Source organism: Bacillus thuringiensis, assembly GCF_022095615.2.
Classification (GTDB): Bacteria; Bacillota; Bacilli; order Bacillales; family Bacillaceae_G; genus Bacillus_A; species Bacillus_A cereus_AG.
The window spans coordinates 187,769-210,479 of sequence record NZ_CP155561.1 but is presented as its reverse complement, the minus strand read 5'-3'; the positions used below and the strand labels follow the sequence as shown (position 1 = coordinate 210,479).

Here is a 22,711-nt window from a genome sequence, read left to right as displayed (position 1 = left end):
TCATCTATCGGTTAATATTATAAAAATAGTAATGATTTGCATTTTTAGGTGAAATTATGTTTTTTTACAAGTGAATACGAAAAAAAAGACTTCTCAAATTCGCTTGTAAACCATTTTTATAACTCAGATAATATAATTGGACTTGATAATTGGAAAGATTCTTATAAACAAAAATAGACCCCTTAAAACAATTTTGTTATTTTCGAGGTCTATTTTCGTTGGGAATTCTATTCTTCTATGTCTTCTTTTACTTCTGCGGATAAAATGTCTTCAGCAAACTTCTTGTAGCCATTATACCCTTTCTTTGCAGCCTTTTTCTTTATTGCTTCTACTACCTTTTCATCAAGATAGAGACTTAAATGCTGCTTTTTTTCTTTCGATTCCTCTTTTGATCTGTTTTCAATTCTTTCTTTGAAAATTTCCAAATCCTTCTTTAAGTACAATCGTTCAGTGGATTTCCCTTTAGCAATCTCTTTAAAGGGCAATATCCCGTCTTTAGCGGCATTATGAACGTAAGTCTTAGACTTATTTAGAAATTCAGCTGCTTCTTTTAATGTTAAAGAGTCTTTGTATAATTCCTCTAACTTTTTTACATCTTCTTGCTCAAAGCGATATCCGCCATCTGCTTTCCAGGTAGTCAGATTGATAGGTTCGATGTGTTTATACTTAATTAAATAGCCTAATTGATTTTTTGTTAAACCTACCCTATCGCATACCTCTTCTAAAGATAAATAGTCCATTTCTCACCTCGTCCGAAACTTTCATTCTAGCTGTTGTTTAAATTTTCTTAGTTGATACTTTGTTAAACCTGTTTCTTTTACTACATCTGTAATTGAGTACTCCTTATACTGCAGATACTTAAATGGATTCTCCATATAACGTTCTCGTACCTTATTAAATGTACTCTTTTTCGATAAAGAATTCAATTGCTCTCCTTTCTCTCGGATGGAATCAAAAATGGGACAACCTTTACAATGTTTGTAGTTTCTCTGTTTTGCCTGTTTTGCCTGTTCTTGCTCATCTGTACAATTCACTGATAGGTTGTTCAGAGGGCAAATTGAACAATGAGTATCTTCTAAATTATGGATTTCATGTAAAATTTTCAGACGAAGACTAGTCACAAAAAATCTCCTCCTACCGCACTTGGATTGAAATGTACAAAAAAATCAATTAAACATTTCCATTATACATCATCTAAACAGAAATGTTAAATATATAGGTGTAAATATATATTTAATCATTTCATTCTATACCACAATAAATAATGCATTTATTGTGGTATAATTAGAGATATTAATATTTTATAAAAAACTATTTAATTCATTTCATTTTAGAAAAGAGCGTGATTAAATTTGAATATTATAAATTACGTACATAATAATCAAATAGTGAAATCAAAATCAGACTTTTTTGATAGCAGCCATTTTGAAAAAATTATGGGAATAGGCATCCGAAATGTAGATTATTCAAAATTAAGTGAAGAATCGCTGGTTTACTTATTTTTACACGACGAACCCTCATTAACTAAAAAAAGAAGTGAAAGAACAAAAAAATTATATCTTGTCGATCTTTCACATTTTCTTCGATACATAAAAGAAACTATCGGAACCATTCGTGAATTATCACATAATGAAATGGAAATCTATTTCTATAAACTAAGTAAGCAATACGCTGCCACTACATTACGTCGTAAAAAATCAGTTGTTCAGCAGTTTCTTAAGTATATCTATGAGAATCAAGGACTTACTGATGACTATAGTAGTCGCCTAAAAAAAGTATCTGTGAAAAAGGAAGAGTTAGTAAATCGAGACCTGCTTCCGGAAGAAGTGAATCAGATATTAGACGCATTAAAAAAATCCAACTATTTTGTTTACGTGGCATTTTTTTTACTTACTACAACAGGCCTCCGAATTGAGGAAATCGCAAATGCAAAATGGGCCGATCTCTCCTATCATCCTGAATTAGGTGTTCACCTCTTACGAGTAATCGGAAAAGGTAATAAGACTAGGGAAGTTCGTATCTTTGAAGATGTGCTTGACGAGGTATTTCATCTGCGTCAATTACGAAAACAAACAAGTGAGTTAGATATTTCTAGTACATCCGCTTTTTTACCTAAAGCTGATGGTTCTCATTACAGAGCTGATTATTTATCAAAATATGTAGCTGAAAAAATTGAACAAACAAATTTATCGTTTCTACGTTATCGTAAAGATAGAATTACTGCCCATACTTGTAGACATTTCTTAGCAAATTACCTAATGGGAAAAGGTATCGAACTAAAAAAAATACGTGACTATTTAGGACACGAGTCTATTATGACAACAGAACGTTATTTAAGGGAACGTACAAAGCGACAAAATATGGCCACAATAGATATAGGAAGTTCTTTATTCTAGCAAACATATATAATAAGAAGATTCGCGATTCAACATTTCGGTTTTTTCCTATTTTATTGCTTATAGAACGCTACATATTTTTCTTTCATCATAACATTTTAACTAATTATTATAAGTTTATTTGTAAAATGACTTATTATTAGTCATTAGGACACAATTTACCTTTTCTGTTTTAAACTAACGTTATAAATCAGAAAGGAAAAGATGATGATATGTCCCATCGAAGTAAGCGACTTGCTGAATTGCGAAAATACGTTTGTTTTATGGGTAGGAATTATGTATATTTCTTTAAATATAATTTATATATATAGAATAATGGATTTTGTGTGCTAAAATGGATGTGATATGAAATAGTGATGATATATTTACCACCGTAAGAGTAGAGTTAGTAGAATCATGTTGGTTTATTACAAAGAAAAAGACATCTAAATAGATGTCTTTTTCTTTGTAATGTATTAAGGAGAATAATCTTATTTGACTAATTGCTGTTGAATCTCTTTAATTAAAAGTTTAGCCCCTTCAGCACTAAGAACAATTTGACCATTTGCTAATGATATATTTCTATCTGAAATATCACCAGTTACTACACAAGCATCGTAGGATTTGTATTTTTTTAAAATGATCTTTTCATCTTCTACAAATATTTCTATAGGATCTTTTTCTGCAATTCCTAACGTTGTTCTTAACTCTTTCGGAAGAACAATTCGCCCTAATTCATCTACTTTTCTTGTAACACCTGTTGATTTCATGTTTATCCCTCCTTTTATTTTTTACTTTTCTAGCTACTATCTGCATGTCATACTACAATTATATATCTAAATTTCTTTATCGTCTTTTATTTCGTTTTCCCTTTCTTTAGCTTCTAAGTTAAATTTAGCGTAAGTCATTATTTTTTCTAGTTCATTTTTGGAAGCATTATAATCTTTAATATAACGTTCTTTTCTTCCTGGACACATATATTTATTTTTTTTCATTTCGTTTATTGTTTCTATATTCATGACTTTTCGTTTTCCCTTTTTCTCATATAAGAGTTTTAGATGTATAGCTAGGCCTATGCTCCAAAGTGTAAAACCGATAATGAAAGAAATTAATAAATGTGATGAAAGAGAATGATCAATAATAATGATATAGAGAAAATAAATAAGTGAGATTGCAAACAAAAATGAATTATAGTATTTTTGTATTTCTTTGTATTTATGTATTTTTATTTCGTATTGTTTTTTTCTTATTTCAAGAGTCTCTAACATGTATAAATTATCTCCTTTTAAATAGGACTAGTTGGATGTTTTTTTATACTATTCCTTTTTAGGCTAATATATCACTAACTAGAAATAATAGTGAAGCCAAAAGAATTACTCCTTTGATATTGCTAGTGTTTGCACCTCTTGTTTAGTTGTAGTTCAAACAAAATAAATATCCATATATATATTAATTATATAATTTTATTAAAAGGCGAACAATAATAAACTTTATGAAGTTTATTATTGTTCAATTAAATTTCTAGAAATTCCATACCAATGCTATTATATATCTATGAATAAGTAAAAGGGTTTTCAATATGACTAAGAAGAAGCAGTATAAGGTAGTGAATAGAACACAAGTATCTACAACATTAGCCAATAATCTGAATGAAAAATTAGTAAGACTTAGTATTGACACTGGTATAGCTAAAACAAAATTATTAGAACAGGCAGTTTCTTTACTGCTACTCTTTCAGTCTAATTCCACAAAGCTTTTATTGGTGAGCTAAATAAAATAAAAGACAAAAAAGGGTTTAATAGTAGTGAATTTCCATTTTAATTGAAAATTCACCTATATTCAGTAACACTTTTAATAAGAAAAGGAGCGATTACTGTTGAAAATGACAAAAGGAGATGCAATACTTCGCTTGCTGACAGAGATTAAATTAGAGCTGAAAGAAACAAAAGAAGCTATTGAAAAATTAGATGAGAAATTAGAGAAAATAGAAAAGCAAGCACTTTCAACAAATTCATCTAAACCTGCTCTAAATACTCCAAAAGAAAAAGATTGGAAATATCCTTCTAAGATGAAATGAATCAGAGGAATATTTTTCGTCTTAGAATATGTGGAAACAAGCAGAACATCTAGAATAGGTACTTTTCACCATTTAATGAAGATGTTACAATAAGTTGTACGATGAACATGATTTTCTTTCTTAGTACCACACAGGAATTGTCCTCTGGCCCTTGCTAGGGGGCTTTTTCTATGCACAATATTAATTGCATCATAAGTATAAACACGTTATAATAGTCACCTAATTACATATGAATAGGTGCAAAAAATGAATAAGACAGAATTAACAAGAATAGTAGCAGAAAAAGCAAAACTTACACATAAGGATGCAGCTGCAGCAACACAAGTAGTTTTAGATACAATAACAAATGCGCTAGCAAATGGGGAAAAAGTACAAATTCTTGGTTTTGGTACATTTGAAGTACGTGAAAGATCTGCACGTACAGGACGAAACCCACAAACAGGTGAAGAAATGCAAATCGCCGCTTCAAAGGCACCTGCTTTTAAAGCTGGAAAAGAATTAAAAGCAGCAGTGAAATAATTATACATAGTCAAAAGGGTTTGATATTTATCTCAAACCCTTTTTTAATAGCCTTTTTTTCATAAAACAAAAAATATCATCCAAAGTTTATATAAATAATATAGATTCCCCAAAGAATGTAACTAACTTGTGTTATGATATACATTGTAAATTCGAAACCAGTGAGCTTTCTTTCTCTTTTTATTTTTCGTAAATACAGATAAAAACAAAAAGTAGATAAAAGCATTAAGAATACAGAAACATTATATATATTCTCTATACTAGTAATAACCGATCAACTCCTCACCTGAAAATTAGTTAGTATAGCATAAGCATATCATATGAAAGTTTAACTTACTTCAAATCTACTTTTTTTCAACAGAATATACTTAATATTTTCATATTTAACAGAAATACTTATTTAAAAAGATAAAAGAACCTCTTTTGCATCAATAGATTCACAAAAGAGATTCTAATTTTAGTTCATTTACTTATAAGATATCAGGCTTATTATTCATGAGGATTAGGTGCAATATAAGCTGGAGCTGGCCCGCAAGTTACTGCAAAAGCAAATAACATCGCAGGCTTATATGGTAGCCCAAGCAACGAAAGCATTCCCAATGCTCCCCAGTAATCCTCTTTCTTAAGATACGATTTTATTTGATTAAAATATGATTTACTAATACCTAATGCATCCTGCCAACATCTTTCCCAAACGTTACTAGAGTACATATTAGATGGAATTTCTTCATCATTCATTACATAAACACCAGCTATAATAGCTGCTTTTTCTTCATTGTTATATGAAGATTTCGCTAATTCTTCTTTATTAAGAACATACTTATCTGTTTCTTCATCTTTTACCATTAATACCGAAAATATATATTCTAATTCTTTAACTTGAGCTTCTAATTCCTCGTGTGTTACGTTGTATTTTTTCCCATCCTCTATAGTTGCAGCTGAAGCGAGAGTTGGAACAAAAACTAGAGTAAGAGCCATTAACATAAACATCATTTTCTTTAACATAGTGAATTAACCTCCAAAATTTAATTTTTTCTTTTTCTCTTCTTCTCCCAAAACTAAAAACTGACTATTTGAAGTTTTGATTTCCACCTAAATCATTTACATTTAACACCCTCTTTTTCCAATATTTATAATAATAGTAATATAAATAACTATAAATGTATATATTTCACAAACAATTCACCTATTACAATCATTTGAATTTCAATATATAACTATAAAAAAGGCTATCATTTTACATAATAGTTTTTTGTTTACCAATCTACTAAATTAGGTCTAAAAATAGAAAAATAAAATTTTCCTAATAGGGGTGTCGCCACATCGCTATCAAGCTAAGCTTATACAACGTCAATTATAGTAGAGGTTATTTCTTTTTTCTAAAGGGAAAGTGTAGGTGATTGAAAGATTTGCATACGAAATAAACCCTAACGGGTTTCATTTTTTGAATTAAGCCGCTTGATTATCAGACATGGTACAATTGTAAACGACACCTAAAATATCAAAGACTGTTTTCTTCTCATATCTGTGAGATTTTCGCCCGTTTTGATGTAGGAGATTGAACAGGCGAAGTAGAATCTTTGATAGCTCTTGGGTGTCTTTCTGTATAGCTTGGAAAAGAAGTAGAAAATAATCTTTAATCATATATATGGCCTTATACTCACTCAGTTCTCGTTTCTTTTTTATAAGAAGTAATTGTCGCATTTGAAACATGATAGAAGAACAGAGTAGAATGGCAAACAATTGTCCATACAAATGGCACTCCCATCTTTCTGATTTTATCTTTTTACACTGATGAATTTGAAAGAATGATTTCCACGTTTTAAATAAAATTTCAATTTGCCAGCGCAAAGAGTACCAATCATGTACTTGTCCCATCGGGACAATATCTGTAGGGGTGTTTGTCATATATACATTGATACCACTGAGTCGTTTACTACGAGGAGAATACTTCATTCCTTTCTTTTTTTCTCTTACAGCTTGATCTTGTAATCGTTTTTGTTGCTGTTGTTTTGTTAATCGGTGAACAATTACACGAGCTGGCACTTTATCAATCATTCCTACATAAGCATCAGCTATTTCACATGTTTGTCCTGGTTGAAGGGAACTCATTAACGTCTCCATATCTATCTGTATATACTCTTTCCGTCTTGAAAATAATCAGGGTTAGGATTTTTTTGATACATAAATCATTCGCTGTCACAGTTGGGGCACACAGAGCGCCGTAAGTACGATCATGTTGTTTACCTGGACCTGTATGAATATGTAGGAACTGTCCACTTAACAAATCATACTCAAGTTGAATTTTTATCCCAGCTGTATGGCTGCATCCTCCTGCACCTGGATAAACCGATGAAAATGCATCCGGGATTTGAAATGCAGTTGAATCTAAAATACGAATACGCTTGAAAACAGAAGTGTATGGAGAAGAAATCGGCATAGATGCGACCAATTTTTTGCTTAGTAGTTCGGCTAGTAGGTGTTGTAAAAGTTGGACGGCGCCTTATTAAACCGTTGATTCAGTCCCTCAGGACTGATGAGTACTTCTGTTGATGCTTCTAAACAGCTAGATAACTGAGTTAAAGAAGTCATAGCTATATTTTGGCTAAACCATACACATAAAGCTACTAAATCTTTTGCTTGGTACTTACTAGTTCGTTGTACTAAGCCAACATCTTTAGTAAGATCTCGTAAGGTATTTGGAGATAAAAAACTTTGAATCTCTTGAGCAAATAGTTGTAATTCGTCAGACACAGAAACAGACATAAAAAACGCCATCCTTTCCTATGATTCTACAGAAAGAATAGCGTTTTTTTCTACTTTTAAATAGTCTATTAAGAGTTGTTTCTTGAAACTAATATATTACTTATTTGGTAAACGATAGGATATAAGAAAACCAGAAAGATTAACGGTTTATTATGCATATGGTTAAAATTCCATGTTCCTTCTGATAAAAATAAAGTACATAAAGTTAATACATACATTACAAAACAACAAATTGATAAGCTTTTCTGTCTGATATGTAAAAACATTTCATCAATAAAATTCTCACTCTCTTTTTTCCCTTTCAAAATTCTCTTCATAAATAATGATTGCAAAATGATTGTTGCTACAAATAACGAAGTTATAGAGAGCTGTTGCTTCTCATACCATTCAAGAGCAAGTAAACCCATAATCACAATGTAAAAACAAGTAAATAAGATATTAATTCCATTTTTCATTTGTTTCTTCTCCTTATCTAGATTTAATAAATAATTGATCAACTGTTACACCAAGGGATTTAGCTAAATTAAAAGCAAGTTCCAATGTAGGATCATATTTGTTATTCTCAATCGCATTAATCGTTTGTCTTGAAACACGACATAATTTAGCTAAATCTTCTTGGGAAAGCTTTTGCTCTTTACGTAAAATACGAATTATGTTCTCCATTTTTATGAACATCACCTCTAATTTTGTCAAAAACTTTTTACATTTCCAGTTTATATAAATCCACCATAAATATCAAAAGTTTTTTTTCATTTTGGGGGTATTTTTATTTGTTAGCTTGATGGTGATGTGGTGCTACCCCTAGATGGTGGTAAACAAGGATTTGCTAGGTAATAGCATAAAATATTTTTGGAATATGAAAAAACCGTGTATCTTTTGAAGGTAAACGGTTTTTGTTGGTTTATTATATTAAATATCGGCCCATTCACTAAATGTTAATGTTGACCATCCATTCATAGGTGTACGTGGAGTATGTGGGATACGTGGTGTATATGGCGTATATGGCTTATATGGTTTATTTGGAATGTAAGGTTTATATGGTGTTATCGGTGTACTCATAGATCCAATAGGAGAATTTGGATTCCATAAAATTGCCTGACCGTTAGTATCAAACAAAGTAATGTTTTTGATAGGACCTAGCCATTTAACATCTTGTGCAGAGAATACATTACTACCACTTACAAAAGCTATCCAATTCATATTTATATCAAATATATGACGTTTATCATCATTTAACCAGGCTACTAAATCGCAGTTTTTAGTATACAAAGGGTTCATATTCTCACTCCTATATCTAATGATGATAATATTATAACATCTGTGTAATAACTAAAATTAGTTAATTTTCATTTTGATATCATTTTTAGAAAGGTTTTAAGGTAGAGAAAAAGACACCCTAAGGTGCCTTCCTCCGACTTGAACCACTTTAATTTTATATAAATATACACGTATTACCCCTTTGTTATACGTGTAAACACATCCTATAAAACAGAATCGTCTATATACACCAGATTGTTAGTTCACTAAATATCAAGAGATTTGAGATCAATATGTTACGCCTTTCAAAAGAATCTGCTTTATAGAATGTATCCACATTTTTTATTTTACTATATGTAATATTCATTTGGTGTATTTTTTTACGAATATGTATAATTGCATAAAGTATATGAAAAAATGAGAGTATAATTTGGTATTGTGTAATAAAGATATAGCCCGCCTACGGAAATAGGTGGGCTTGTTTTGTCCTTGTAACCTAATGTAACAACTTATGATTATAAGAATATTTTCGAACCTTTAATTTAATGTAGAATTAAATTAAAGGTTCGAAAATAAAAAAGAATTAGAAGTGATTATTTGAATAAATTAATATCATTGTTTTTATTGGCTACATTTTGTTTAAATATCGCAGGATGTTCTAACGATATGGCTACACCAAGGGATAATTTTAAACCCTCAACACATAAGAAGGTTAAATGTATCAACAAAGCATGGTATAAAAAATCACATGTTATGTAAAATTTCCCCTCCTAGAAATTTTTATTTGTTAATTATAATATAAGTATAGTAAAATTAAGTTCTCTAAAACTACCCAAAAAGGACTGCCAGTAATGGTGGTCTTTTTTATATTGGTGAGATTGTACTAGTATGATAGAATAAGAACAACTGTATATTGTAGGGTGGGCGGTTACGATTGTCCTTTTCTCATTTAATGAGGAAAGGAGGTGTAGCCAATGGATATATTTCTTCAAATAGTGTTAGAGGTAATTAAGATAATTGTACGAGAACTTGTTGTTTTCGTAGTTAAGCAGATTACTTCTAAAAACAAAAAGAAGAAGACCACCCGTCAGCCTCGCAAGCGTGGGAAGTCTTCTAAATCTAAAAAGTAGTATTTAGTCGCAACCACTCACCTTGCGGTAGCAGTTACTTGAAGAGATGTTAGCGCATCTCTTCTTTTATTATATACATACTGTATTACTGTAATACTAATACAGTAATTATATCAAATGCACATAAAAAATCAATGCGTACGTAATGGATAAAAGAAAAGACACCCTAAGGTGCCTTCCTCTACTCAATCTACATAAGACTTTTCTTACAGCACAAATATATCTGGGTTCCCACCCAATTTATATTTTACTACATCTCTTTATAAAGTTTAATTAATTTAATGTAAATTTTATAAAGAAAAGACACTCATATAAGAGTGTCTTTTCCGATAGTTTTTTAGCAGAAGCAAGAAGCTCCAACGATGATTAATAAAATAAATAATACAACTAATAAAGCGAAGCCTCCAGCAAAACCGCCGCCGCCGCAACTACCGCAGCTACCACCGTAACTCATATTAATCTCTCCTTTTAGTAAGAGGCGAAAAAATGAGGTCACTCATGTATTTCAATGGATTCTCTTTACCTTATGTTTTTAAGAGTGAATTGAGCAGGTCCTTTTAAAAATAAAGAAAAGACACTCAAAGGTGCCTTCCTCTTTTAACTACTTTACTTAGTAACCGAATCCTCCACCGCCGCCCCAACAACTACATCCGATAATGATTAACAGGATGAATAGAACGATCAGTAAAGCAAATCCGCCACCAAAGTCGCCACAAGATCCGCCGTAGCTCATACTTTTTTCCTCCTTTAATTAGGAGACTCAATAATGGGTCAATTTTTGTTTTAATGGGTTCACCTTACTGTATGTTTTTACGAACGAAATGAGCAGGTCCGTTTAGAAACAAAAAAAGACACTCTCAAGAGTGCCTCTCTTTATCAACCAACCGTCGTAACTACTACCATAGCCCATATGAATCCCTTTTTTGAATAATAGGAGAAAAAATAGAGGTCGCACATGTAAGTGTATGTTAATGAATACACCTTACTGTATGTTTTTACGGATTAAATGAGCAGGTCCTTTTGAAAATAAAGAAAAGACACCTTTGTCTTCCTCCAACTATTAACAAATTACATATTTCTTCAAAAAAACAGATTATTTAACTATATAAATAATAAGATTATTTAATATAATGTATTAATCCTAACAGAAGGGAGGAATAACCATGGAATTAGTTTGTTTTAAAGTAGTGAGTGGACAATATTTCTTAGTTGTAGAAGGTATCCAGATTCCTGTACCAATTCCAACATTTGCTGCAGCTCTATTAATTGGTTTAGGAGTAATCCCACTTTGTTCTTAATTTAAGGAATTCCAGACAGCCCTACCTTTCAATCGATAACCCCTCAAGTGCATGAATGCTTGGGGGTTTTTATAATAAGAAAAGACACCATAAGGTGTCTTCCTCTGACTTAAACCATCTTAATTTTAATAATTTGTATCTCGCAAATACAATTTTACCATGTTAAGTAATATTGTACATTGAGAAATATGGTACACCTCTTTATGGGGTACCCCCCATCACCATCAAGCTAAGAAATGCAAATACCTCAAAACGAAAAAATGAGCATTTTGTTACAAGTTAGTACAAAATTTCGTTCTGGGGGGTACTATAAAATTTTAGCTTGATGGGTATGTGGCGGTACCCCTAAACTAGCTTTATAAACATACATATGCCTGTTGTTGCTTTTGAAACTGTTGAAGGATACCCTTTAAAAAAAGTAAGTATCCTTTTTATTATTTTTAAAATATTTCAATTCAACCAAAATACATATAAGAACCCACGTAAAAATCCCTCTAATGAATAGTACTATACACCTATTTAACACTTGTTTCATAACATATTAGGTATACATTCAATTAATTGCAATTAACTTAAAAAGTTGGTGAGAACATGAGTAAATCTAATAAGTTTAATAAATGTAATGACTTTCCTTTCCCATGTGCCTTTCCTCCTGCAGAACAAGGCACACCAGGCCCAACTGGCCCAACAGGTCCTAGTGGAACTGGGTCAACAGGACCTACAGGCCCAACAGGTCCTAGTGGAACTGGGTCAACAGGACCTACAGGCCCAACTGGCCCTAGTGGAACTGGCATAGGTGTAACAGGACCGACAGGACCTCAAGGAGTTCAAGGCATTCAAGGAGAACCAGGACCAGAAGGACCGACAGGGCCTCAAGGAGTTCAAGGCATTCAAGGAGAACCAGGACCAGAAGGACCGACAGGGCCTCAAGGAGTTCAAGGTATTCAAGGAGAACCAGGACCAGAAGGACCGACGGGGCCTATGTTACCTGGTGATAATATTTTTGTATCAAATGGTTCTCCAGCTATTACAACTACAGCAGGTACTCCAATTCCTATGCTTTCTACTATAACTATTAATGGTACTTCATTGGCATTAGCTTCTCCAGGTGTTTCTGTATTAACAGCAGGAACTTACTATATAATTGCAAAATGTACTATACAAGCACCAGCAACTCTTACCCTAGCTATTGCCCTTGCTGTAAATGGATCTACCATACCAAATACTAGTTCTTCAGCTGGTATTGGATTTTCACAACTTCCAATAACAGGAACTCAAGTTGTGACATTTGCAATTGTTAATATCCCAGCAAATTCGACGGTAACTTTCATTAACCAAAGTGGTCTTCCTGCTACATTTGGAAATGCTAGTTTGAGTATATTTAGAATAGGTTAGTTAATAAGATTTTGTTGTAAAATTGTTGGTTTTAAATTCACTAATTGAAAAACATCTCCACTATCTAAATTACAAATAACTGATATCTTTAAAAAAGACCTTCTTATATAAATAAGAGGGTCTTTCTTTTAGTACCCAGCTTTAAAACTAATCTTTCTAAAAAAATAGGAAAAAACAACATCTAATTTCTGAATTTCCAATGTTTTTTCATGATTGGAAAACATCTATTCAAAAAAATAAGTACTAAATTGAATCTTGAATTTGATCAAAGAAATCTAAAAACCCACTTCTCTAAGGATATCAGTAATTTATAATACTTATTTAAAAAGACATTATATTTACTTCACATAAATATTGTAAAATAGTCTTCTATCAGACCTATCAACTCATTCGGCGTCTATTGTTGATTTTTAAAAAAGTATTAATGTTCTTATAAGGTATACGACTAATTGTAAAGCAAAATTATATTATTATCGAATATAACCAACATATGCTTAAAAATAATATGTGTTAAAAATGAAATCAATCTAATATAAATATTTATATTAGATTACGAATCAATTATTTTATTGAACAAGGAGGTAATCGAAATGATTAAATACTCTAAAATCACATTATCCAATGGCAATGAATATATTATACCAATTCAATCTAATATTTTACTTGAAAAAGAACTTATAAATAAAGATGGGGAAATTTACAATAAATTCATTATAGTTCCACAAATAGATTTAGAAACAGAAAAAAAGATGTATTTAACTCTAAATCCTCAACACATAGTGACAATTGAAGAAATCAACATAAAACTACAAAATAGTATCCCTTCGATATTTAGAATTGAAAAAATATGATTAATACTAAACAAAAACACCCCTTTAAAAATAATTTACTTATCTTAGAACAACCTTAATTACTATATTATCTGTATAATAAAGTTTTACAACTACTTTCAGCTTAGTCAATCCATACCTACACCATAGATAATAGACCCTGAACTTTGGTCAAACTTACAATGAGAACTCTTCCAGTTGACCCCATCTAATCGAACTCGAAAACCCCTCAATCCTTGAGAAACTACCAAAAGAATGTAGAATCCACTGCATGTATCAATTCCTTATTTGCAAACCAATAGGATTAAATATTGATACAATACCTGTCCCACCACTTCTAAATATATCAACAACATCATTACTATTTAACCTAATAAGAGTAGTACTGCTTGCTATTCCACCAACAGTGCCTATAGAAGATCTTGCTGTAGAAGTAGTACTTACTCCATTTACTCTGATAATAAAAATTGCACTACTAGTAGTATCTAGGGTTACTCCAGTATCTATAGCATATAATCCTGGATTTTGAACAGTAACTCGTCCTCCAGCTAGACTAAAACCAAATGTATTATTAGTGTTAATAAGATTAAGAGGTAATATTGAATTTATTCCTATTGTTATTTGCCCTGATGTAGCAAATTGTCCAAATTCATTAGAAAAAGCAGCTCCTCCTGTAGGACCTGTAACTTCTATAGCTCCTGTAAAATCCTGATCTACAGGAGGAAATACACAAGGAAAAGGAATGTAATTACATTTATTAAATTTGTTCATTTTTTCACCAACTTTTCAAATTAATGAAAAACTAAAAAAAGGTAAATACAAAAAGCCTAGTAATTACTAGGCTTTTTGTGAAAAAGAAATACCATTTTTACTTCAATACATTTATTAGTTTCACATTATTTTATGTCTGTTTTAAATAAGAAGTTCGAAAGTGAATTTTTTTAATATTAATTTACATTCATTTCACCTTAAATATTGACTAAATTCATTTTTTAATTTCTCAAAAAGCCAAATATTTTCAGATGTAACTCCTTGATCAAAAGGGATATTACGTATAGCAAAATATCTTTTATTACGATTACTATCGTATAAATTAAATTCTTCATACTCTAATTTATCTGAATTCCAAATAACCGGTAAAAGGATTTCTTTAGATTAAGATCTAGACTTTCTAAACACTCACATACCTCCCATCATACAATAAAGCTAATTAAACTTATTAATTTCAAGAATAAATTATTACAGTCTAAACATTCCCACATTCAGTACGTAAAATTAAAGAATATCTATAAAAAAGGAATCCCCTTAATTGGGGTAGTGACAGCGTTGCTGTCATAGACCGCAAAGTAAGTTCTAAATAAAGAATAAGACATTATGATTGTTGGTATCGGGAAATCTACATTTATTACAATGATTACTGGTTTAATTGAAATAACAGTAGAATGAAAAAGTGTACAATGCACTTTTGGAAAATGGTTGTGATAATCATTTTGAAAATGATTTTTGGTAATAACTTAACCTATTTAAATCAAGCACCCTAATAAAGATTGAACAAATTACAAAAATTATAGTTTTTGGTAACTAATCTTAGTTCTTTATTCGTTTACCTTGCGGTTCATAGCAAGAACCCTGTCACTACCCCTACAAGGGGAACTATTTCCCTTGCCCCCATCTATCAAACTCCCCACCCCCTCAATCTTTGAGGGACTTCCTCGCCGGTTGGCGTCCCCAAAACGAATCGTTTTGGAAAACTGCCAAGAGGATGGACAATCAGCTGCACGTGTCAATTCCTTAATGCTCCTTTCAGAGATCAGCAAAAAAACGCTGATCTCTGAAAGTCCGCTTACCATTTTATAACTAAACCTTTCACTATACTAGCCTTATAAACATACATATAATATACCTGTTTTTGCTTTTGAACCTGTTGAAAGATACCCGTTTAAAAAAATAGGTATCTTTTTCTTTATTTTTAATACATTTAATTTCTTTGTACATTCCCAAAAGAAGGTTATCCACTAATTTATTTACATTTCTGCACTCTTTTCATAACATACATATTATAAATATTTATTTACAATATACACTCTTGTCCTACGCTATTAGTACTTTATTCTCATATCATACTCATGTAAATTCTAAACAGAAAGAGAGCGGATCTTTATGAAACGTGATATTCGAAAAGCAGTCGAAGTACTAAAAAGTGCAGGAATGGAAGAATTTTTACATCAAGATCCATGTCATTTCAATTGTGAGGAAGATTGTTCTTCTAAAGAAAGCTGTAATTGTCCAAAAACTAAATGTACTTGTGTAAAAAAATGGACATTTGTATCAAAATGCACTCATGTAAAGAAATGGACGTTTGTATCAAGATGCACGCGTGTACGTGTAAAAAAATGGACATTTGTAACTAAACGTGTACGTGAAAAACAATGCAAATTTATCACAAAACGTATCCGCGTAAAAAAGTGCAAATTTGTTAAGAAATGTGTTCGCTTTGATAAACAATGTTATTGGACAAAAAAGTGTATCTGCAAAAAAAATATAACCTTCCATCAATGTAATAATCAATCTAATAGAACATAAACAAAAACCTTTCGGCTCTTTCCCTTTATAAAAAAAAGTACAAAATCTTTCTACAGATCCCGAACCAACAACGGATTTAATAAAAAAATAGTAACTAAAAAGCCTTTCTTGTTTTTGGGTGTGAGTGGTAGCTCATCGTCTGGGGTGAAACCCCACATAGCGTTAATTCGATATAAAAAAAGAAGAATACTTTGAACAAAAAAAGTGGTTTTAAATAAAGCCGTTTCAATTTTAAAAAAGTAATAAAATATGAGATTATCCTATAAAATTTAATAAGTATTACAAATAACTGATATCCCTGGAAGAAGCCTTCTTATATAAAAAGGGCTTCTTTTAATTTTATCTTATTATATTTCAAATTTGTAAAGCGTCGTTCTAAATATCCTTTTAAAAATAATCTACTTATTTTATAAAAATTTTAATATATTTATATTAATATAAATATATTAAAAATCTACATAATTAAAATTTCAATACACCACCTATTTACAACAAGAAAGATCCACTCCTTATATAAAAGGTGAATCTTGTTCCTTTTATTAAATTCTAATTTATTTATCAAATAAACGACTCCAAAATGATTTCTTTTGTTCTGAAGCTGTTATTAGGCGTTTACTATCTTGTATTTCTCTTAATACATTCATTAATTGAATATCTCTTTGTTCTTCTCTTATTATTCTTTGAGCATCAGTTTCTTTTAAAATTTTACTTTGTTGATCCAATCTTTGAATTAACTCTAAATTAAGTTGTTCTAATCTCTCTATACGTTCTGTTAATGTTTTTATGTGTTCTGTAGATGCTACGCTATCTGTAGCAATAGTTGCTATCTCATTTTCTTCAGCATTTGTCATTGCTAAATTTATAGCCTGTTCTAGTGTTACGTTCTTCTTGTTCATAGCTGTTACCAGCCGTTCTATAGTTGCTACATCTTTATGATAAAAAATTCTAGAATTATTATTGCCACGCTCAAAATGATACCCAACTTCCTCCAGACCAAGGCAATATTTACGTAAAGTACTTGAGCCAATCCCCAAGTTCTTCGCTACCTCAGATCCCCAATAAGTTTGAGCCATGTTTTTTCCTCCCTCTGTTCTAAGGTGTTCTTCATTTGCTATATAGTATTTTCCTTTTTTAAAAGGTAACACCTTCTTTTTCAAATTTAAAGAAAAGTTTTCAACTGTCTTTTAAAATTCCCAAAAAAATACTATATCGTAGCCTTAAACGATATATATATATCAAATCAACCAAAATACATATAAAAAACCACATAAAAATCTCTCTAATGAATAATCCTATACACTTTTTAAAAACATGTTTCATAACATATTAGGTCTACATTCAATTAATTGCAATTAATTTGAAAAGTTGGTGAAAACATGAATAAGTTTAATAAGTTTAATAAGTGTAATCATATTCCTTTTCCATGTGCATTCCCTCCTATAGGCGAAGGACCAACAGGAGGGACAGGACCAACAGGTCCTACAGGCCCCGGGGGGACCGGAATCGGTATAACAGGACCAACAGGTCCTCAAGGCATTCCTGGTATTCAAGGTGAACCTGGAGATCCTGGACCAACAGGTCCTCAAGGCGTTCCTGGTATTCAAGGTGAACCTGGAGATCCTGGACCAACAGGTCCTCAAGGCGTTCCTGGTATTCAAGGTGAACCTGGAGATCCTGGACCAACAGGTCCTCAAGGCGTTCCTGGTATTCAAGGTGAACCTGGAGATCCTGGACCAACAGGTCCTCAAGGCGTTCCTGGTATTCAAGGTGAACCTGGAGATCCTGGACCAACAGGTCCTCAAGGCGTTCCTGGTATTCAAGGTGAACCTGGAGATCCTGGACCAACAGGTCCTCAAGGCGTTCCTGGTATTCAAGGTGAACCTGGAGATCCTGGACCAACAGGTCCTCAAGGCGTTCCTGGTATTCAAGGTGAACCTGGAGATCCTGGACCAACAGGTCCTCAAGGCGTTCCTGGTATTCAAGGTGAACCTGGAGATCCTGGACCAACAGGTCCTCAAGGCGTTCCTGGTATTCAAGGTGAACCTGGAGATCCTGGACCAACAGGTCCTCAAGGCGTTCCTGGTATTCAAGGTGAACCTGGAGATCCTGGACCAACAGGTCCTCAAGGCGTTCCTGGTATTCAAGGTGAACCTGGAGATCCTGGGCCAACAGGTCCTCAAGGCGTACAAGGAATTCAAGGGGTACCAGGAGATCCTGGACCAACAGGTCCTCAAGGAATCCAAGGGGAAATTGGCCCGACAGGAATCGGTGCAACAGGCCCAACAGGCCCTTCGGGTCCAGCAGGTGGTCCTCCAGGACCAACAGGCCCAACAGGTCCTTCAGGTCCAGCAGGTGGTCCTCCAGGACCAACAGGTCTAACAGGTCCAACAGGTCCTTCGGGTCCAGCAGGTGGTCCTCCAGGACCAACAGGACCAACGGGTCCTCAAGGTCCTCCAGGATTAGAAGGTCCTCCAGGATTAGAAGGTCCAACAGGTCCTCAAGGAGTTCAAGGAATCCAAGGGGAGCCAGGACCAGAAGGTCCAACAGGCCCCCAAGGTAATCCTGGTTTACAAGGTCCTCCAGGATTAGAAGGTCCAACAGGTCCTCCAGGTAATCCTGGTTTACAAGGTCCTCCAGGACTAGAAGGTCCAACAGGTCCTCAAGGTAATCCTGGTTTACAAGGTCCTCCAGGAGAAAACGGCCCAACAGGTCCAACAGGTCCAACATTTCCAGATTCACGTCTCAATGCAAATAAAGCCTCTAGTACCCCTGTAATTATCCCATCTGGAGGAATAATTAATAACTTTACAACTGCTCAATTTGCAAATTTAAATTTTGATATTCCAACTGGTATAGTAACTATCACAATTCCAGGTGTCTATGTAGTATACTGTAGTATTTCTATTGCTTCATCATCAAATATACCTGCAGAATTTAAAATTGTTTTTAATAATAATCCTATTGCTCAAGGTTTTGAGATAGGAACTAGTACTGCCGGTAATGTAATTACTATGTTTGGAACAGTAACATTCAATAGTGGTGACACTATACAAATTCAAAATATTAGTGCAACACCATTAACTCTTGCACCATTTAGCCTTAGTCCCATTACAGGCTCTGCGTCAAATAATGTACTTTTTACTGTATATAGATTTAGATAAATTATGAACACTTATCTGAATCTAAAAAATAAAATGTTCCAAATCAAAAAAAGACACTTTAGGGTGTCTTTTCATATGTAAATGAAATAAATTATAAAATAAAAAACTTATATATGGATATCAGTAATTTGTAATACTCATTTAAAAAAACATTATATTTATCTCACTTAGATACTGTAAAATACTCTTCTATCAAGGCTATCAACTAATTTGACGTCTATTGTTAATTTTCAAAAAAATATTGATATTTTCATAGGATATACTGCTAATCTAATTGCTCTGCCACGTCGCCGGGACTATATAACGTCTTCATAGCGTTTCACCTCAAAAATATATTCGCTATAGCAATGATATACCCTTTTTCCTAATAATTCACGTATCACTTGTTACAAACTCTTTTTTTCTATATACAAGATTTTATGCAAAAAAAGAATAACGGGGATCCCTAGAATCCTCGCTATATCAACGATGTATAAAATCATGTATAAAAGATACATAGAAAGAAAGACAAGAAACCTTGTAAACACACGGATTCTGTCAAAATAATTGCTACCGATAATGAAGTGTTATGTTAACTCCATATGTATAGATTATTCATTTATTTTTCTTTCAAAAATCAATTCGAAATATAATATGAGTATTTTTGTCGATCCCCTCAAAAAGGAGGGAATAAATCAAACTATAAAAAAAGAATTCTATATCTTCTTCAGATAAATTTTATCTAGTTAATCTTAAAAGAATCCTTTCATCTAAAGTGAATAATAATGAATTATTTTTCAGGTGAATTATCTGATTATTATTTCTCCATTACCTAGATATTGGTAATATTAAATTCTCATGATATCTTATTTTTGAGGTCTATTAAATAAAAAAGGAGTGATAAGGAATGAAAAAATTATGTAGCTTTATTTTAGCTTTAAGCATTGCGTTCACAGCATTTTCTTTTTCTTCTCCAGCATCAGCAGCAGAAATTGACACAAATAAAAAGTATTCAATTGTTTCAAGTGAATTAGGATTGACACTTGGTTTCAAACGGACCCTCAGTAATTGGGACTATGTAAAACTAGGAACTGGAACACCTGTAAAGTTTCATCAAACTAGTTCTGGAAAATACAAAATTGAAATGCTTGAATCTAATTCTTCTGGATACCAATATTTCACTGTAAATACATCAAATTTATCTCCCAATAAATGGTATACCTACTTAGATACAGAATCTGCAGCTGATGAATGGGTATTAAATCCCGCAACAAAGAATGGAAAACAAGGATACACTCTATATAATGAACGAACTAAATCTAATCTATGATGGACTAAGGAAACTTTTAATTATGTATATTGGGCACGTATGTCCGAAAAAGGAGAAGTTTGGGTGTTAACAGAAGTCCAATAGAACATAGAAAGCATGCTATAAAAATAAAGACCTCATAAAAGCACATTAGTTTTTATTTTCATATCTTAAAAAAGTTAATTTCCTGCTAGTAAAATTAATAATATTCTTTAAGAATTTTAATATACATGCTCATCAACCTAAGAATATTAACTACCCTCAAAGTGAAAAAAACGTTATTCTTTCTAAATAAGCTGTCCACATGGGCAGCTTATTTTATTTTTTTGCATAGAAGGGGTTATTTTGAAAAATGCTGGCGGTACCCCATGCCCATCAACTTAAGAGTGTAAACAAACTGAACTTTCGTTCAGCCGGGTTAAAGCATTCTTAAAATAGAAGTATATTCTTAAAAATACGCATACCAAATAAACCCTAACGGGTTTCACTTTTTTAATTATGCAATTTTCTTTTGTTTTCTCAATCCATTATACTCATAGACAACACCCATAATATCAAAGACAGTCTTCTTCTCATATCTGTGAGATTTTCGTCCATTCTTCTGTAGAAGATGGAACAGGCGGATTAAAATCTTTGTTATTTCTCGGGTGTTTTGCTGTATGGTTCGATATAAAATGTGTAAATGATCTTGAATCATTCCAATTGCTTTATATTCACTTCATTCTTGTTTCTTCTTTTGTAAAATTAATTGTCGCATCTTAAACATAGTAGAAGAACATAGAAAAATGGCAATGAGTTTTCCATAAACATGGCATTCTAATCGCTCTTGTTTAATATTTTGCCAATGATGAATTTGAAATAGAGATTTCCATGTTTTAAATACAATCTCTATTTGCCAACGGAGAGAGTAAAAATCATGGATTTGTTCCATCGGAACAATTTCCCAAGGTGTATTGGTAACATATAGGTTCATACCAGCTAATCGTTTGCTTTTTTTCGAATATGTAATACCTTTTTTACTTTCCGTATATACTTGTTTTTTCATACGCTCACGAAGTTGTTTTTCTGTTAATCGATACATAATCAATCGAGTGAATAGCTTTTTATCCTTTCCAATATAAGCTTCTTTTATTTCATAGGACTGCCCTGGTTTTAAGGTAACCATAATGTGTTCTAGATCAATTTTGATGTACTGAGATTGTTTTTTTATTGTCCCATTTTGAAAGTATTCGGGAAATTCATTTTTGATATATACCCTATTGTTTAATTTAAGCCGTGATATATAATACACACCACGTTGATCCATTTGATCTAAATCATCCAATGAATAATAGCCTAAGTCCCGAATACATAGATCCCCAGGACGTAATGTCGCTAAACACTCTGTTCCAAAGGTTTTATCATTATTTTTTCCCGGTTCAATTTGAACATTTAAAAACTGGCCACTGTGTAAGTCATATTCTAATTGAATTTTTATACCCGCTGTTTGGGCACAACCACCTGACCCAGGGTACACACTAGCTAAATGTTTTGGTACCTGGAAAATCGTTGCATCTAAAATACGAATTCGTTGAAAATAAGCGATTGAAGCGCTTGGAATCACTGATGTTTCACAAATTTTACTTTTTAATAGTGCAGAGAAAATATGCTTTAAAAAGAAAACAGCTTTTTTATTGAAACGCTTATTGAGTCCTTCTGGACTCAAAAGTGTTCCTGTAACAGCATGAAGTTGACTACACAGTCTCACTAAAGAATCACTCGCTACTCGTTGACTGATCCAAACACATATAGTAGCTAAATCATGCCCTGAAAATTTACGTTTTCGTTGTACAAAACCTAGTTTTCTAGCAAGATTTTCTAAAAATGAAGGAGTAAGATATTCATATAATTCTTCAGAAAATAATTGTAATTCACTTTGAATCGAAAGACTCATAAAAAGCGTCATCCTTTCTGTATATTTTTACAAAAAGAATAACGCTTTTTTGTATTTGAGGGTATTAAAATCTCTTAAGTTGAGGGACATATAAGGTTA

Annotated in this window: 21 protein-coding genes and 3 pseudogenes; 10 read left to right on the top strand and 14 right to left on the bottom strand. The window is 32.3% G+C overall.

Going from position 1 to position 22,711, the window contains the following annotated elements; translation table 11 throughout:
* Positions 1 to 227: 227 nt before the first annotated feature.
* On the bottom strand, positions 228 to 740 hold the full coding sequence (locus tag KZZ19_RS30490) for a helix-turn-helix domain-containing protein (protein ID WP_237982680.1): 513 nt from the start codon (positions 738 to 740) through the stop codon (positions 228 to 230).
* Between the two features lie 21 nt (positions 741 to 761).
* The gene (locus tag KZZ19_RS30485; RefSeq protein ID WP_237982681.1) at positions 762 to 1,121 is read right to left on the bottom strand and encodes a transposase; all 360 of its coding nucleotides are present in this window, start codon (positions 1,119 to 1,121) and stop codon (positions 762 to 764) included.
* A gap of 231 nt (positions 1,122 to 1,352) precedes the next feature.
* Between KZZ19_RS30485 and KZZ19_RS30480 the strand changes: the two genes are divergently transcribed.
* Entirely contained in the window at positions 1,353 to 2,396 is a 1,044-nt protein-coding gene (locus KZZ19_RS30480) for a tyrosine-type recombinase/integrase (protein ID WP_237982682.1), read from the top strand.
* A 470-nt stretch (positions 2,397 to 2,866) separates the two neighbouring features.
* Here KZZ19_RS30480 and KZZ19_RS30475 read toward each other — a convergent pair whose 3' ends face one another.
* Together KZZ19_RS30475 and KZZ19_RS30470 are read right to left on the bottom strand one after the other, a co-directional pair.
* The gene (locus tag KZZ19_RS30475; RefSeq protein WP_237982683.1) at positions 2,867 to 3,145 is read right to left on the bottom strand and encodes an AbrB/MazE/SpoVT family DNA-binding domain-containing protein; all 279 of its coding nucleotides are present in this window, start codon (positions 3,143 to 3,145) and stop codon (positions 2,867 to 2,869) included.
* Positions 3,146 to 3,211: 66 nt separating this feature from the next.
* Complete coding sequence (locus tag KZZ19_RS30470) at positions 3,212 to 3,643, bottom strand: hypothetical protein (protein ID WP_237982684.1); 432 nt, start codon at positions 3,641 to 3,643, stop codon at positions 3,212 to 3,214.
* Positions 3,644 to 3,954: 311 nt separating this feature from the next.
* Between KZZ19_RS30470 and KZZ19_RS30465 the strand changes: the two genes are divergently transcribed.
* From KZZ19_RS30465 to KZZ19_RS30455, 3 genes are all read left to right on the top strand, one after another.
* Positions 3,955 to 4,146, top strand: coding sequence for a ribbon-helix-helix domain-containing protein (locus tag KZZ19_RS30465; protein WP_237982685.1), 192 nt, complete (start codon positions 3,955 to 3,957; stop codon positions 4,144 to 4,146).
* Positions 4,147 to 4,257: 111 nt separating this feature from the next.
* Positions 4,258 to 4,452, top strand: a complete 195-nt coding sequence (locus tag KZZ19_RS30460; protein ID WP_237982688.1) for a hypothetical protein — start codon at positions 4,258 to 4,260, stop codon at positions 4,450 to 4,452.
* Between the two features lie 246 nt (positions 4,453 to 4,698).
* The gene (locus KZZ19_RS30455; protein ID WP_348638082.1) at positions 4,699 to 4,971 is read left to right on the top strand and encodes an HU family DNA-binding protein; all 273 of its coding nucleotides are present in this window, start codon (positions 4,699 to 4,701) and stop codon (positions 4,969 to 4,971) included.
* A gap of 489 nt (positions 4,972 to 5,460) precedes the next feature.
* Here KZZ19_RS30455 and KZZ19_RS30450 read toward each other — a convergent pair whose 3' ends face one another.
* The 7 genes and pseudogenes from KZZ19_RS30450 to KZZ19_RS30420 form a co-directional block, all read right to left on the bottom strand.
* Positions 5,461 to 5,976 (bottom strand): hypothetical protein, encoded by a 516-nt coding sequence (locus tag KZZ19_RS30450; RefSeq protein ID WP_237982756.1) that lies wholly within the window; start codon positions 5,974 to 5,976, stop codon positions 5,461 to 5,463.
* 444 nt (positions 5,977 to 6,420) lie between these two features.
* Positions 6,421 to 7,737: pseudogene (locus KZZ19_RS30445) on the bottom strand (IS4 family transposase).
* Positions 7,738 to 7,805: 68 nt separating this feature from the next.
* Positions 7,806 to 8,192, bottom strand: a complete 387-nt coding sequence (locus KZZ19_RS30440; protein WP_237982758.1) for a hypothetical protein — start codon at positions 8,190 to 8,192, stop codon at positions 7,806 to 7,808.
* Positions 8,193 to 8,205: 13 nt separating this feature from the next.
* Positions 8,206 to 8,400 (bottom strand): helix-turn-helix transcriptional regulator, encoded by a 195-nt coding sequence (locus tag KZZ19_RS30435; RefSeq protein WP_174887938.1) that lies wholly within the window; start codon positions 8,398 to 8,400, stop codon positions 8,206 to 8,208.
* A gap of 246 nt (positions 8,401 to 8,646) precedes the next feature.
* Entirely contained in the window at positions 8,647 to 9,015 is a 369-nt protein-coding gene (locus KZZ19_RS30430) for a 4-fold beta flower protein (protein ID WP_237982759.1), read from the bottom strand.
* Positions 9,016 to 10,461: 1,446 nt separating this feature from the next.
* Complete coding sequence (locus KZZ19_RS30425) at positions 10,462 to 10,578, bottom strand: YjcZ family sporulation protein (RefSeq protein WP_088096962.1); 117 nt, start codon at positions 10,576 to 10,578, stop codon at positions 10,462 to 10,464.
* 156 nt (positions 10,579 to 10,734) lie between these two features.
* Positions 10,735 to 10,857: a YjcZ family sporulation protein gene (locus KZZ19_RS30420; protein WP_144489937.1), complete on the bottom strand. Its 123-nt coding sequence runs from the start codon at positions 10,855 to 10,857 to the stop codon at positions 10,735 to 10,737.
* A 430-nt stretch (positions 10,858 to 11,287) separates the two neighbouring features.
* Here KZZ19_RS30420 and KZZ19_RS30415 point away from each other — a divergent pair, with 430 nt between their 5' ends.
* The 3 genes from KZZ19_RS30415 (at position 11,288) to KZZ19_RS30405 (ending at position 13,668) form a co-directional block, all read left to right on the top strand.
* Positions 11,288 to 11,422 (top strand): hypothetical protein, encoded by a 135-nt coding sequence (locus KZZ19_RS30415; RefSeq protein ID WP_255260113.1) that lies wholly within the window; start codon positions 11,288 to 11,290, stop codon positions 11,420 to 11,422.
* 591 nt (positions 11,423 to 12,013) lie between these two features.
* Complete coding sequence (locus KZZ19_RS30410; protein WP_348638081.1) at positions 12,014 to 12,817, top strand: hypothetical protein; 804 nt, start codon at positions 12,014 to 12,016, stop codon at positions 12,815 to 12,817.
* 590 nt (positions 12,818 to 13,407) lie between these two features.
* A complete protein-coding gene (locus tag KZZ19_RS30405; protein ID WP_237982761.1) occupies positions 13,408 to 13,668 on the top strand; it encodes a hypothetical protein in 261 nt (86 codons plus the stop codon).
* A 255-nt stretch (positions 13,669 to 13,923) separates the two neighbouring features.
* On the opposite strand, the gene KZZ19_RS30400 is transcribed toward KZZ19_RS30405, so the two are convergent.
* Positions 13,924 to 14,418 carry a hypothetical protein gene (locus KZZ19_RS30400; RefSeq protein ID WP_237982762.1) on the bottom strand — a complete coding sequence of 165 codons (495 nt, stop codon included), beginning with the start codon at positions 14,416 to 14,418 and terminating at the stop codon, positions 13,924 to 13,926.
* Positions 14,419 to 15,807: 1,389 nt separating this feature from the next.
* Between KZZ19_RS30400 and KZZ19_RS30395 the strand changes: the two are divergent.
* A pseudogene (locus KZZ19_RS30395) lies at positions 15,808 to 16,185 on the top strand (CotG/ExsB N-terminal domain-containing protein); the annotation flags it as partial.
* 596 nt (positions 16,186 to 16,781) lie between these two features.
* On the opposite strand, the gene KZZ19_RS30390 reads toward KZZ19_RS30395, so the two are convergent.
* On the bottom strand, positions 16,782 to 17,303 hold the full coding sequence (locus tag KZZ19_RS30390; RefSeq protein ID WP_237982763.1) for a DUF3967 domain-containing protein: 522 nt from the start codon (positions 17,301 to 17,303) through the stop codon (positions 16,782 to 16,784).
* A gap of 303 nt (positions 17,304 to 17,606) precedes the next feature.
* Between KZZ19_RS30390 and KZZ19_RS30385 the strand changes: the two genes are divergently transcribed.
* Both KZZ19_RS30385 and KZZ19_RS30380 read left to right on the top strand, forming a co-directional pair.
* Positions 17,607 to 19,391 carry a collagen-like protein gene (locus KZZ19_RS30385; protein ID WP_348638080.1) on the top strand — a complete coding sequence of 595 codons (1,785 nt, stop codon included), beginning with the start codon at positions 17,607 to 17,609 and terminating at the stop codon, positions 19,389 to 19,391.
* An 886-nt stretch (positions 19,392 to 20,277) separates the two neighbouring features.
* Positions 20,278 to 20,700: a hypothetical protein gene (locus KZZ19_RS30380; protein WP_237982764.1), complete on the top strand. Its 423-nt coding sequence runs from the start codon at positions 20,278 to 20,280 to the stop codon at positions 20,698 to 20,700.
* Positions 20,701 to 21,175: 475 nt separating this feature from the next.
* On the opposite strand, the pseudogene KZZ19_RS30375 reads toward KZZ19_RS30380, so the two are convergent.
* Positions 21,176 to 22,612: pseudogene (locus KZZ19_RS30375) on the bottom strand (IS4 family transposase).
* Between the last annotated feature and the right edge of the window lie 99 nt (positions 22,613 to 22,711).